13 protein-coding genes are annotated in these 13397 nt (G+C 42.1%); 4 read left to right on the plus strand and 9 right to left on the minus strand.

The features are described 5' to 3' along the window. The first annotated feature begins 76 nt into the window (after positions 1-76). On the plus strand, positions 77-880 hold the full coding sequence (locus AB9K32_RS10280) for a DUF6503 family protein (RefSeq protein ID WP_369885115.1): 804 nt from the start codon (positions 77-79) through the stop codon (positions 878-880). A gap of 37 nt (positions 881-917) precedes the next feature. On the opposite strand, the gene AB9K32_RS10285 is transcribed toward AB9K32_RS10280, so the two are convergent. From AB9K32_RS10285 to AB9K32_RS10310, 6 genes are all read right to left on the minus strand, one after another. Further along, positions 918-2216, minus strand: a complete 1299-nt coding sequence (locus tag AB9K32_RS10285) for an amidohydrolase family protein (protein ID WP_369885116.1) — start codon at positions 2214-2216, stop codon at positions 918-920. Positions 2217-2226: 10 nt separating this feature from the next. Continuing rightward, positions 2227-5172: an amidohydrolase family protein gene (locus tag AB9K32_RS10290; protein WP_338193612.1), complete on the minus strand. Its 2946-nt coding sequence runs from the start codon at positions 5170-5172 to the stop codon at positions 2227-2229. Positions 5173-5231: 59 nt separating this feature from the next. Further along, positions 5232-6305 carry a DUF3810 domain-containing protein gene (locus AB9K32_RS10295; RefSeq protein ID WP_369885117.1) on the minus strand — a complete coding sequence of 358 codons (1074 nt, stop codon included), beginning with the start codon at positions 6303-6305 and terminating at the stop codon, positions 5232-5234. 79 nt (positions 6306-6384) lie between these two features. Further along, on the minus strand, positions 6385-7488 hold the full coding sequence (locus AB9K32_RS10300; protein ID WP_338193616.1) for a peptidylprolyl isomerase: 1104 nt from the start codon (positions 7486-7488) through the stop codon (positions 6385-6387). Positions 7489-7499: 11 nt separating this feature from the next. Further along, a complete protein-coding gene (gene gldI, locus AB9K32_RS10305; protein WP_224835107.1) occupies positions 7500-8048 on the minus strand; it encodes a gliding motility-associated peptidyl-prolyl isomerase GldI in 549 nt (182 codons plus the stop codon). Further along, positions 8045-9061, minus strand: coding sequence for a bifunctional oligoribonuclease/PAP phosphatase NrnA (locus tag AB9K32_RS10310; protein WP_252079229.1), 1017 nt, complete (start codon positions 9059-9061; stop codon positions 8045-8047). Before AB9K32_RS10310 ends, gldI begins: the two co-directional genes overlap by 4 nt. A gap of 74 nt (positions 9062-9135) precedes the next feature. On the opposite strand from AB9K32_RS10310, the gene AB9K32_RS10315 reads away from it, so the two are divergent. Continuing rightward, positions 9136-10170 carry an alkaline phosphatase D family protein gene (locus tag AB9K32_RS10315; RefSeq protein ID WP_369885118.1) on the plus strand — a complete coding sequence of 345 codons (1035 nt, stop codon included), beginning with the start codon at positions 9136-9138 and terminating at the stop codon, positions 10168-10170. Positions 10171-10218: 48 nt separating this feature from the next. After that, positions 10219-10638, plus strand: coding sequence for a nucleoside-diphosphate kinase (locus AB9K32_RS10320; RefSeq protein ID WP_369885119.1), 420 nt, complete (start codon positions 10219-10221; stop codon positions 10636-10638). A 65-nt stretch (positions 10639-10703) separates the two neighbouring features. Here AB9K32_RS10320 and AB9K32_RS10325 read toward each other — a convergent pair whose 3' ends face one another. Genes AB9K32_RS10325 through AB9K32_RS10335 form a run of 3 tightly spaced genes read right to left on the minus strand, consistent with a single transcriptional unit; the run spans position 10704 to position 12506 of the window. Beyond that, entirely contained in the window at positions 10704-11000 is a 297-nt protein-coding gene (locus AB9K32_RS10325) for a DUF721 domain-containing protein (RefSeq protein ID WP_224835104.1), read from the minus strand. Next, on the minus strand, positions 11000-11422 hold the full coding sequence (locus tag AB9K32_RS10330) for a hypothetical protein (RefSeq protein WP_369885120.1): 423 nt from the start codon (positions 11420-11422) through the stop codon (positions 11000-11002). The genes AB9K32_RS10325 and AB9K32_RS10330 overlap by 1 nt, the downstream gene beginning before the upstream one ends. A gap of 4 nt (positions 11423-11426) precedes the next feature. Beyond that, positions 11427-12506 carry a DNA replication/repair protein RecF gene (locus tag AB9K32_RS10335; protein WP_369885121.1) on the minus strand — a complete coding sequence of 360 codons (1080 nt, stop codon included), beginning with the start codon at positions 12504-12506 and terminating at the stop codon, positions 11427-11429. Between the two features lie 127 nt (positions 12507-12633). On the opposite strand from AB9K32_RS10335, the gene AB9K32_RS10340 reads away from it, so the two are divergent. Next, positions 12634-13395, plus strand: coding sequence for a tol-pal system YbgF family protein (locus tag AB9K32_RS10340; RefSeq protein ID WP_224835101.1), 762 nt, complete (start codon positions 12634-12636; stop codon positions 13393-13395). Positions 13396-13397 lie beyond the last annotated feature (2 nt).

Consider the following 13397-nt stretch of genomic DNA (forward strand, 5'->3'; position numbering starts at 1 on the left):
GATCGGTAAAAATAGATATTCCTGTAATTATAATAAGAGGTTTTCGACCAACTAGCTTAATTATAAACTGTAAACCATGAACAAATTAACCATCCTATTACTTTTACTGGCTCTATCTGCCTGTAAACAAAGCACAAAAACCAAAGAGATCCAAACACCGGTAAAGCAAGTGGTCTCAGAACCCGAAGCAAATTACCCAGAGGCCCTAGCAAAGGTTTTCGATGCGCATGGAGGACTAGAGCAGTGGAAAGCGCAACGTACATTGTCTTTTGTTCTTCCGAAACCAGAGCGACCAGAAACGCATACAGTAGATTTATGGACAAGAATGGATCGAATCGATACCGATGTTGTGATCATGGGCTTTGACGGAGAGCAAGCATGGTTGTTGGATAGTGATGAAAACTACAAGGGAGATGTAGGCTTCTATCATAATTTAATGTTCTATTTCTATGCGATGCCCTTTGTTTTGGCAGATGATGGTATCGTGTATTCGGAAACCGAGGATTTGCAATATGGGGGCAAAAGTTATCCTGGGGTTAAGATCGGGTATAAGAATGGGGTTGGTGCCTCATCTAAAGATGAGTATTTTATCCATTTTGATGCGGACACACATAAAATGACCTGGTTGGGCTATACGGTGACCTATCGTTCTGGGGAGAGCTCCGATAATGTGAGATGGATAAATTATAACGATTGGCAATCCGTAAATGGTTTGCAATTGCCCAGGGCAATTACCTGGCACAAACATGAGGGAGATACTATTTTAGAGCCTGCAAGTACCGTAAGTTTTGAGGAAGTTACATTAAGTGAGCAAGTAAAGCCTGCATCATTTTACTTCAAACCGGATGAAGGCCAATATGTGGATGTAAAATTAAATTAAAAAAAAGGCGCTCATTTGAGCGCCTTTTTTATTTGGTTTATTGTCCTGTTTTTTCCCTATCGTATTTATCCATATATCTTTTCCATAATTCAGTTTGGTGTGTTTCCAAGGAAACATCCCTACCATCAATATATGCTTTGGAAAGTTTATTGGTGCGCATGTCCAACGCATCCCCTTCGGAAATGAACAAAGTGGCGCTCTTGCCTTCCTCTAAGGTTCCGTACCTGTCATCGATCCCTAAGATCTTAGCTGTGTTGCCTGTAATCAATTGAAGTGCTGTTTCTTTGTCCAGGCCTTGCGCTACGGTTTGACCTGCATAAAATGCAAGATTCCTGGTTTGGAAATTGGCCGCGTCCTCATTTTGTAATCCCACCAGCAGTCCTGCATCCAGCAATAGTTTTGGCAATTTGTACGTGATATCGTAATCGTCGTCATCAAAATTGGGCAGGGAGTGGGTACGACCTACAAGCACAGGAATGTTGTGTGATTTTAACAGGTCGGCAATTTTATTGGCTCGGTATCCGCCAATGATCACCACATTCTTAACCCCCATGTCCTTGGACAACAAAACGGCATCTGTAATCTCCTTTTCACCATCGGCATGTATGTAAAGGCGTTGAGACCCATCAAATAGTCCTTGCATGGCTGCAAACGGTAGGTTTTTCTCTTTTCCGCCTGCTTTGCCATAAGCAATGGAGTTAAGAAAGAACATTTTTATGTCCTCCATCTCCTTGCCATACTCTTTATTGGGGATAAACCCTCTTTCTTCGCCCATCCACCATCGGCCTCTTCTAAAAAAGTTCGGCCAGTTCAAATGGATTCCATCATCTGTTTTAATGGAGGCGTCCTCCCAGTTCCATGCATCGAACTGAACAATGCTTGAAGTGCCGGAGATGGTCCCTCCCTGAGGGGTAACTTGTCCGATCAATACACCGTTTGGACGCATACTTTCCACTACTTGAGATTCTGCATTATAGGCAATTATGCTCCGTACGTGCGGAATCATTTCACCTATTTCATCTTGATCATCACTGGCCCTAACGGCATCGACCTCTACCAGTCCGAGTGATTTGGACGGAGCGATAAAGCCAGGGTATACGTGTTTGCCTTCGGCATTGATCATGGTGCCTATCGTGGGAACCATAAGATCGGAACCAATGGCGGTGATTTTACCATCTTTGAAAACTATGGTACAGTTTTCAATAACCTCTCCGTTGCCAATATGGGCCGTAGCACCGATTATGGCTATTTGTTCGGATTGAGGAGGAGCTGGGGTTTGCTGAGCGTTTAGCGACACTCCAAAAACAATTGCTATGATTAAAAATATTTTTTTCATGATTTACTTTTTAAAGGCTGTCACAGTGAAACTCTCTTTTCTTGTTCTGAACCGGAGTACGTGTTTTACCTCCATTATTTTTTTCGTTCAGCATCATTCCAATCAATTGGTTACGTTCCTTTTTGATGGAGTCCCTCATTTGCTTGTCTTTTTCAATATCAAAATAGACTTTACCTTGTATCAAGGTTTTTTCTGCCTTGGCATATACGGACAAGGGGTGGTCGCTCCAAAGTACAACATCAGCTTCTTTACCTTCGGCAATACTTCCTACACGATCATCCAAGTGAAGTAATTTTGCGGGGTTCAGGGTTACGGTTTTCCATGCTTCAATTTCGGACAACCCTCCATATTTTACTGCCTTTCCAGCTTCTTGGTTCAATCTTCTGGACATTTCGGCATCATCACTGTTTATGGCCACGGTAACACCTTGGCTCATCATTATGGCTGCATTGTGTGGTATGGCGTCTTTCACTTCGTACTTGTATGCCCACCAATCGCTGAACGTTCCGCCACCGGCACCGTGCTCTGCCATTTTATCAGCTACTTTGTAGCCTTCCAAAATGTGGGTGAAGGTGTTAACGCGGAAACCGAATTTCTCGGCCACTTTCATCATCATGTTGATTTCGCTCTGAACGTAGGAGTGGCAAGAGATGAATCGTTCCCCGTTCAAGATTTCTGCCAGGGTTTCCATTTCTTCATCATGGCGATAGGGTTGACCACTTTTTTTCTTTTCGTCATATTCTTTGGCGCGCTGAAAATAATCGGTGTACACCTGTTCAACTCCCATTCTGGTTTGTGGGAAACGGGAGTAACTGCCCCAATTGGATTGTTTTACGTTTTCCCCCAAGGCGAATTTTATGAACTTTGGTGAGTTTTCGAACACCATATTATCGGCACTTTCGCCCCATTTTAAACGTAGAATCGCAGATTGTCCGCCAATGGGGTTGGCAGAACCATGCAGCAATTGGGCAGTGGTCACTCCTCCGGCCAAATCGCGGTATATGGCTACATCTTTGGCATCGACTACATCTTCCATTCGGACTTCGGCAGAGGAATTTTGACCTCCTTCGTTTATGGCCAAGGCCGCAATATGGGTGTGTTCGTCGATAATACCGGCTGTAAGGTGCTTGCCTGTGGCATCCACAACGGTAGCTCCTCCGGCACGAAGCCCTTTACCTACCTTATCTATTTTACCATTTTTTACAAGTACATCGGTGTTTTCCAAAATTTCTTCCCCGGTCCAAACGGTTGCGTTTTGGAAAAGGATGTTCTCTTGCTTCGGTTTTTCTTTGTAACCATAACCTACATTTGGGGAGGTCATGGCTATCAATTGTGGTTTTTCTGCTGCTTCATTGCCCTTGGGTTTTTCTTCAAAGGGTGAAGTTTTTGTCAATGTGGCCATTGTTTCGTTCCCATTGGGATGTACAACGCTTCCTTTAATGGTTTGGGTGTTTGGCTCAATGTGGGCTACCATTCTGTAGGATCCCATATTGTCCTCACTAAAGGAAATGTTCACCCAATCCGAGGAATAATCAATTTTGGAATCTAAGGTTTCCTCCCCTTTTTTAATTTCCAAAGAAGGCTTGCTTGCACTACCGGTAATGGAAACCGTGTATGTGGTTCCTGAAACTGCGAGATTATAGTCTCCACGAATATCGACGATATCCATGTTTTCGATTACGTTTTTAGACCCTTGGACCCAGTTTTCGTAAAGGGTGGTTCCCTCGTCGAATATATCTCCGGAGGTAATCAGGAAATTGGCCTGACTACCGGCTTGCAATGAACCAATTTCGTTGGATTTGCCCAAAATCTGAGCGGGTACGGTGGTCAGCGCCTCGAGTGCCTTGGTCTTGGGTAGGCCGTAAGCAATGGCTTTCATTAGCTTCTCCTTTAATTCTTTTGGAGACTTAAGGCCATGCGTTGTAATGGAGAACTCTACACCCATATCGTTCAGAACCTTGGGGTTGGTAGGTGCTAAATTCCAATGTCTCATATCCTTTAGGGCAATGTACTTAGCTTCGAACGGGTCGGAAACATCAAAGGCATCCGGGAAATTTAGAGGAAGAATCAACTTGGCATTGGTAGCTTTGATTTCATCAATATATTCGTATTCGTCTCCACCGCCCAAGATAGTGTATTGAATTCCAAAGAGGTCCCCGATTTTGTCGGCCCGCAAAACGTTGCCCTGATCTCCGGCAGCATAGATTTGGGTCATTCCCTTATTGGCGATCAATGCTTCCAAGGAACGGTCTTTGGTATCTACATTTCCTTTGCTGTACCAATCCATGTCGTAATACAGTTGGCGCATCAATGCCATGGCTCCCATCAAAGAACCTGGGTAGGATTGTCTGGAGGCTTGACTTTTCTTAAAGGAGAAGTATTGTGCGGATCTATCGGAAAGAATTCGTTGCGCTTCGGACGCTTCGTCATTCAGTGCGACCAAAAGACCTGTGCCTCTTGCGATTCCATCTTCTATATGGGTGTTGATGGTTCCAAAACCAGCATCCCTCAATTCTTTGGCCTGTTTGGCATCGTACTTAAAGTTGTTTATGGCATCATTTTCTGGCATTATATGGTCGTTCCAGTAAAAACCTTCCCTGGACGGACCGTACTGTGCAGACCTGCCCCCACCGTTCGCCTTTTCTGGAAGCTTGACGCCAAATCCAGAAAATACATCGATAAATGACGGATAAATGGATTTTCCGCTCAAGTCCTCTATGACCGCATTTTTAGGAATCGTCACAGATTTTCCCACTTGTACTACTTTACCATTTTGAATCAGTAAAGTACCATTGTTGATGATTTGTGTGGGAGTAACGTAGATCTTGGCATTGGTAAATGCCATGTAATTGTTGTTTTTCTTTGCTTTAACACCGTCGTTAATTGGAAAGTAATCCTGTGCAAACAAAGAAACACTGCCCATGAAGAGAAACAGGGCTAAAATTTTAAGTTTCATAAGGTTAAAATTGAATTAGTCGGATTAAAGATAACCTTTGTAGGAGTACTCTACAAGTTTCAATCTTGCATGGAATGCTGTTTTTTATAATTGACCATAAGCCCAACGACCGAGTTGTAACTTTTTATACCCTCCTTTTGGTTGTTTACCTTTAAAAAAGTGTTGAACACGGATTTGAACAATGGCTCGAAGGGATTTTTATATTTTTCCCAGAATATGCGCAATTCATTAAAATTTTCCTTGACCCCAAGGTTAATGCTCGCCACAACTTCTTTGTATTTTTCTTCGTCTTTGTAATATAGATCGGATAAGCAGTAACCCAAAGCATGATTGTAAGCTGAATACTTGAAATAAGGGTCGTTACTGTGGGAAGTGACCAAAAAGCCTATAAAATTGGTGGCGTCCTCCGCTGAATATCCCAATTGGTGGCCAACTTCGTGACAACTAATTGTGGGCAGCCTAAATTTTGGGGTGGCTCCGTTCACTTGTGCCTCGTTGGTAAATGGATTTAAATATCCGCCGTAACCCATATATGTGAGGGGTATACTGTAAATGGACGATTTTAAACTCAAGTGTCTGTGTTTAAAATTGGGATACTGTTTTTCAAATTTGGTGTAAGCTTCTTCGGTTTTGGAAAAAATCTGTTTTTTGGTGTAGGGGATATGTACCGGTGAAATTGTATCCCCTGTTAACTCCATCTGGTAATGATTTGCTTTTTTTGCAATAAAATGGGTGAAATCGACCAATTCATCCACCGTATATTCGCGTTCTATTCCAAATTTATGGTCAATCGGTTGGCGATGATAGTTCATTCCCCATAAAAAATGAAAGGCAAAATAGACTATGGAAATCACCACCAAAATGTCCTTTAGAAAGAACAAAGGTTTCTTTTTGATGTGTTTCCAGTGTTTAAAAAGATATCTTACGGCCATAAATGTAAATACAGTGTACAGCAAATCTCCAAAAGAGAATGGAATCCAACCGAACAGCGTTCTCAGAGCAATGGAAATATACGGGTAGATTCCATTGCTGTAATATTCTTCAATAAACGACGGAAAGTTGCTCACCCATTTTACCAGCAGAATCTGTATCGGCAGGGCAATGGCAATTATGGTCTTTGTTTTTTGTCTCATCTAAAAATGAAGCAATATATGGCATAAAAAAGCCGCACGGAAAAGTACGGCTTTTTGATCAATATTTGAATGGTCTTATTTATTCTATACCGACCACCTCAATGTCGAAGACCAAAGTTGAGCCACCAGGGATGGGGCCATAGTCGTTGTCACCATATCCCAAATGTGGGGGGATGAACAAACGGAGCTTATCGCCGACCTTCATGGTCAACAATCCTTCACGGAAACCAGCGGCAAGCTGCGCGTCGGGACTGTAATCCATTGGGAAAGGTAGGTAGCCTCCCTGGTCTCTTCTGCCCGGGTTCAACTGGTTGAAATCCATTGCTATTTTTTCAATATTGGTATCGAACAATTCTCCATTGAACAACCACCCAGCATAATTGACCAATGCTTTTTGGCCTATTTTCGGTTGTTCCCCGTTACCTTCTACCAAGGTCAATATGCGCAGTCCGCTGGAGGTTTCTTCGGCTTCTTCGAATTGCTCCGCAAACTGAATGGCCAAATCTTCTTTCATTTTTATAAATGCAGCCTCGGCTTCTTTGGCTTCCTTGAAATAATCGGTCAAGACCTGAATGGCATCAAATTGTCTGGCTTCTTTCCCATTTCTAACAATTTCCACGTGGTTCATAACAACATCAGTGGTTGGTCTGTCACTTGCTCCGGTTTCCACATTGGCAATGCTGTCCACAACATCCATTCCTTTGACCACTTCGCCAAAAACGGTATGCTTGTTATCCAGCCATGGTGTTTCTTTATGGGTGATAAAAAACTGGCTACTGTTCGTTTTTGGCCCTCGGTTGGCCATGGATAGTATCCCTTTTTTGGAGTGGCGCAGGGAATCATTGAACTCATCTTTAAAAGTGTATCCAATATTTCCACTTCCGGTTCCGGTGGGATCACCACCTTGAATCATGAAATCTTTGATCACCCTGTGGAAAACTATACCGTCATAGAATTTTTTGTCCTTGTATTCATTATTGACATAGGGGTTTTTACCTTCTGCCAGGGATACAAAGTTGGCCACGGTTACCGGGGTTTTTTCAAACTCCAACTGAATAATAATATCTCCTTTGGTGGTTTGGATGTCGGCAAAGATACCATCGCCCAAATCGGCATATTTGCTCGATTTGCAACCTATGATCACTAGGAGGAACAGGGGGATGATGTAAATTAATTTCTTCATGGTCTATAAATTTAATTTAAACTGTCGTTAGCTATTATAATTGTGTGTAATTCCACTGATGATTTGAGGGGTGTTTTTGGACCTATAGCTTTATTGTCCCCCTGATACCCAAAGGCCATTGGTGATGGGAACAAGAACGTAACCTTTTCGTTGATCTTTAAAAGTTTTACCGCGTTTTGAAGTCCGGGAAACAATTGTTGCTTGTCTATTACATGGGAGGTTGGCCCAATATCGCTGGCCGAGTAAATGGTGTCGTTGTCGAGGGTCATTAAATTGTAGGAGAACAGAATCTGGTCTCCCGTTCTGGGTAAATAGGTGGCCGTATCGTTTTTGCTCTCATAATAATACCAAAACCCGTTGGGACTGGATACATACTCGTTGGCCGTGTCTTTGGCGATAATGGCCTGAATCGTTTTTTCTTCTTCTGCCAAGAGCTTTTTTGTACGCTCAATGGATTCTTTAAAGAAACTTCCGGATTTAACCTCGACCGGTCTTCTTGGTTCTGGGCCTTGGCACCCAACAAAGATGGCAACTACAAGTATGGTTAGGAAAATTCTCATGGGTTTAATTGGTCTTTATAACTTTTCAAAATTGTATTGAATTTGGATAAGGTTTCCTCCATGTTGGTTTCGCTCCTTCCGCCTGCGGCGTTGTTGTGGCCCCCTCCGTTAAAATGTTCTCTCGCAAATTCGTTTACGGAAAAGTCACCTACCGAACGGAAAGAAATTTTTATGATGCCCTCTTCCCGGTTTTCGATAAAAATCACGGCAAAAACAATACCTTCCAAAGTTAAGCCATAATTTACAAAGCCTTCGGTATCACCTTTTTTAAAATCGTGTTGGTCCAGTTCGTCTTGGGTCAAGGTAATGTAAGCGGTACGGTAATCGGGCAAAATCACCATATTGCTCAATGCAACGCCCAAAAGGTGCAAACGCGAAGGTGAATTGGTATCAAAAACTTCTTGGTGGATGGCCATATTGTCCGCCCCTTTATCTATAAGGTCAGCTACTACACGATGGGTTTTGCTGGATGTGGAACGGTACTTAAAAGAACCGGTGTCCGTCATTATGCCAGTATATAGATTAGTGGCTATATCTGCATCAATACCGTTGGTCTCCCCTAAAAAATCTATAAAGTTGTATACCATTTCGCAGGTAGAGCTCATGGTCACATCGGAATAGGTAACCTTGGCGTAATCGCTAGGTTGCTGGTGGTGATCGATCATAATAAAATCAGCAGTGGCCTCTTGCAGGGCCGATGCCATTTGTCCAACCCGGGAAAAGTCGTTAAAATCCAAGGTAAAAATTACGGAGGCATTTTCAATGGCTTCTTTGGCCTTTGGGTTTTCCCTTTCAAAATTGATGACTTCGTCGTTTCCCGGCATCCATTTTAAAAATTTTGGATAGTCGTTAGGGGAAACAACACGGACATTGTGTCCTTTGGTCTTTAAAAATCCGCTTAGCCCCAAGCACGATCCCATAGCGTCGCCATCTGGGTTTCTATGGGGTACGATTACGATGTTCTGAGGTTGGGAAAGAATGGATTTTACTGTCGTGATATCCGCTGAATTCATGCGGCCAAATATACAATAATATAATATAGAGGTAACTTGGTTAATGTGTATTTTTGATGGATTAAAATTACTTCATGAAACATTTTCAAATTTTAATGGCCGCGGTAATTCTTTTTGCATCCTGTAAAAAGAAGGAGGAAAAAAAGGTTGAAACCGAAGAAACCCCGACCATCGATTTTGTGGTTGCCTTTGGTTCTTGCAATATGTCACAAGAACCAAATCCTTTTTGGGACGATATTTTGGCAGAAAAACCAAATGTTTGGATCTGGGGCGGCGATATTGTGTACGCGGATACGGACGACGTAGACAGATTGAGAACTATATATGCCATGCAGGATACGGTTCCGGGATATGCAAAATTAAAAAAAGAGGTTCCTATAATCGGAACATGGGACGATCACGATTTTGGTCTAAACGATGGGGGTGCGGAGTTTGCCATAAAGGCAGAGAGTCAGCAAGTGTTTCTCGATTTTATGGGTGTGCCCAAAGAGAGTGAACGGAGAAACCGTGAGGGCGTATATGCGGCGCACGAATACGAGATAGAGGCTGGAAAAGTAAAAGTGATCGTATTGGATACCCGATATTTTAGAAGCGAACTGCTAAAAAGTGAAGATACCAATAAAAGGTACCGACCAACGATGGATTCCACGGCAACCGTACTGGGGAATGCACAATGGCAATGGCTGGAAAACGAGCTCAACGAATCCGATGCCGATTTTAACCTGATCATGTCCAGCATTCAGGTGCTTTCCGGCGAACATGGTTTCGAATCTTGGGGCAACTTTCCTTTGGAAGTTGAGAGATTGGAGAACATAATTGTACGGTCCGGCGCAAAGGGAGTTATCATTTTATCCGGAGATCGACATATTTCAGAATTCTCAAAAACCGCTGTTTCCGGACTTTCTTACCCATTGATAGATTTTACCAGTAGTGGACTTACACATTCCTATGCTAGCTTTGACGGAGAGCCGAACCAACATAGGGTAGGAGAGGTGGTTTCGGATAAAAGCTATGGAATCATCAACCTAAATATTAAAAAAATGGAGGCTGAGTTTAAGATTATGGGAGATAACGGGTCAGTGCTCCAAGAGTTAAAACAAAGCTATTGAGCCTTGTACCTTGGTCGAAAAAGTGTAAGTTTGCGCAAAATTTAAAAAATGACTGGAAATAGAACATTTACCATGATTAAGCCTGATGCCGTAGAAAATGGGTATATCGGGGCAATTTTGGATAAAATTACGGCTGCCGGATTTAAGATTGTGGCCATGAAGTACACACAATTGAGCAAAAGGGATGCCGAAATATTCTATGCCATCCACAAGGAGCGTCCATTTTTTGGAGAATTGGTGGAGTTTATGACAAGGGGTCCCATTGTGGCGGCCATTTTGGAAAAGGACAATGCGGTGGACGATTTCCGTGCTTTGATAGGGGTAACCAACCCAGAGGAAGCAGCGGAAGGAACCATCCGTAAACTGTACGCTGCCAGCATCGGAGAAAATGCTGTTCACGGTTCCGATAGTGATGAAAATGCCGCTATCGAAGGGGCTTTCCACTTTTCAGGAAGGGAAATCTACTAGTTTAAATACAACATTGATATAAAAAAAGCCACCTTTTTCAGGTGGCTTTTTTGTTTTTTCGTTGATTACCGTAAAACCAATTTTTTAACCAGCTCCTTTCCCATTTCCTCATTGATCATTTTAATGATCTTGCTCTTGCCCAAGCTCAATTCTTCCCGAAGTACGGAGGAGGAAAGAGAAACAAACAAAGTTTCATTTTTAAGCTCAACGGCAGTGGTGTAATTGTTTACCCCGTTTCCCATCAAGTTGGTCCATGCCTCCCTGGCGTTCACCTTATCCATTCCCTTTTGGAGCTTGTTCTCTTGGATAAACTCGTTCAGTGCTTCGCTGAGTGGAATATGTGAACTGTGTCTCTTGGCCATTATTGGGGAATTTTAATGGGTTCGAACCGTTTATATTTATAGGTAACGCCTTCTTGGTTGGTTACCGAAAACGAAAGGGAATCCAATTGTACCAGTTTTTCTTCCCACTCGCTCAAAGGGGTGGAATAGCGTAAAATTACTGATTCGTTGATGTTCGATATTTGAAAGCTTTCTACATCTTTTGTTGTGTCGTAGGTGCCATCAAATTGCGGTTTCATTTTTTTACGATATCCTTGGTCATCATTTACTTGGATGAAATCTATGTTCGGATTGATGCCATATTCCTTTACGGAACCATCGGGGAAAATTACTTCTGAAATTTCCCAATAGCCGTTCAAGTGGTGCAAATCCTCTTTGTTTATGGAAGAATCCGCACACGCCCAAAACATAATGATCAATACAATGGAAAGGATTCGTTTCATACTATCACAAGTTAAATATTTTATAGCTCTGATGAATATTTTTAACAATGCTTTCTGTTCTATCCGCATGGGTGTCGCTAATAAAAATCTGACCAAAATTGTCGTTTTTAACCAAGCCAACAATATGCGCTACGCGATTTTCGTCCAATTTGTCAAAAATATCATCCAATAATAGAATGGGGGTGGTGCCCGCCAATTGCTTTATAAAATGGAACTGTGCCAATTTTAAGGCGATCAAAAAAGACTTTTGTTGTCCCTGACTTCCAAATTTTTTGATGGGGTGACCGGCAATGGTGAAATTAAGATCGTCCTTGTGCACCCCGACCGAAGTGTATTGTAGTGCACGGTCTTTTTCAATATTACTTTCCAAAAGAGATAAAAGGGAGGTGTTGCTCAACTGACTTTCGTAGGCAAGATTTATTTGTTCGTCCTTTTCCGAGATATTTTGGTATTGCTCCTTAAAAATGGGCAGAAAAGAATTAATGAATTCAACCCTTTTTTGATGGATTTCCGTTCCCAAGGAATACAACTGTTCGTTGTAAATACTCAAGGTGTCCTGGTCGAACGTGCGGTTGGCAGCAAAGTATTTTAATAGCGAGTTTCGCTGTGATACAACTTTGTTGTACTTAATGAGGTTTTGCAGATACACTTTGTCCGATTGGGATATAACGCCATCCATAAACTTTCTTCTGGTGTCGCTCCCTTCTAAAATTAGGTCGCGATCCGATGGGGAAATTATTACAAGTGGTAAAAAACCTATATGTTCGGAGAACTTCTCATAAGGTTTGCCATTGCGCTTTATCACTTTTTTTGTGCCTTTTTTAAAGGAGCAGAGTATTTTTTCCGTTCTGCCGTTTTTCTCAAACTCACCTTCGACCACAAAAAAATCGGTATTGTGTTTTATGTTTTGGGTGGACACGGGATTAAAGTAGCTTTTCCCAAAACACAAGTGGTAAATTGCATCCAAAACATTGGTCTTTCCCACACCGTTATCGCCCACCAAACAATTGATCACAGGGTCGAAATCCAGTGTTTTGGAATCAAAATTTTTGTAATTGACTAAAGATAAATGTCTTAAAAACATAAAAAAATAGAGAAACAATTCGGAATTAAAAGGTGGCCCCTTAAAAAAGGGAATTCAAAAATAACGAATAAATTACCTTTTGGTTTTGGATAAAAACTTTATTTTTGCGCGACCAATTAAATGATGGATGGCAACATACAAGAAGAGAGGCTTTAAGCCAAAAAATAAGGAAGAGGAAGCTCAGATAGAAGAACACGACAGCACAACGGCCGAAGTTTTTAATACTTTGGACGAGAGCGCTTCCAAAACCGAAGCATGGGTTCAAAAGAACCAAAACTATATTTTGGGCGTAATTGGCGTAATTGCGGTGGGAGTTTTGGCCTACTTGGGTTACCATCAATTTATCCAGAACCCAAAAGAAGCGTCAGCAGCGAACGAGCTTTTTTATCCACAACAATATTTTGACCAGGCTTTGGCAAGTGAAACCGAGAAAGATTCGTTGTTCACCCTTGCACTGAACGGAGCACAAGGTAAATATGGTTTTTTGGATATTATCGAAGAGTATAGTGGTACCAAGGCCGCCAATCTTGCCAAATATTCGGCGGGCATGACCTACCTTAACCTTAAACAGTACGATCAAGCGGTTGCTCAATTGGAAGGTTTCTCTTCTGATGATGATATTATGGGCGCAATGGCCAAAGGGGGTATTGGAGATGCTTTTTCCCAGTTGAACCAGCAAGAAGACGCTTTGGATTATTACGAAAAAGCCATTGCACATAGCGATAACGAATTTACAGCACCAAGATTTTTGCACAAAGCGGGTATTGTTGCATTGGACTTGGGGGACAAAAGCAAAGCTTTGGAATATTTTGAGCGCATTAAAGAAGAATACCCGAACTCTCAAGAAGCCAATAACGTGGATGCCCTGATTGGATTGGCACAAAACTAAAC

The organism is Allomuricauda sp. XS_ASV26 (assembly GCF_041224615.1).
Lineage (GTDB): Bacteria > Bacteroidota > Bacteroidia > Flavobacteriales > Flavobacteriaceae > Flagellimonas > Flagellimonas alginolytica.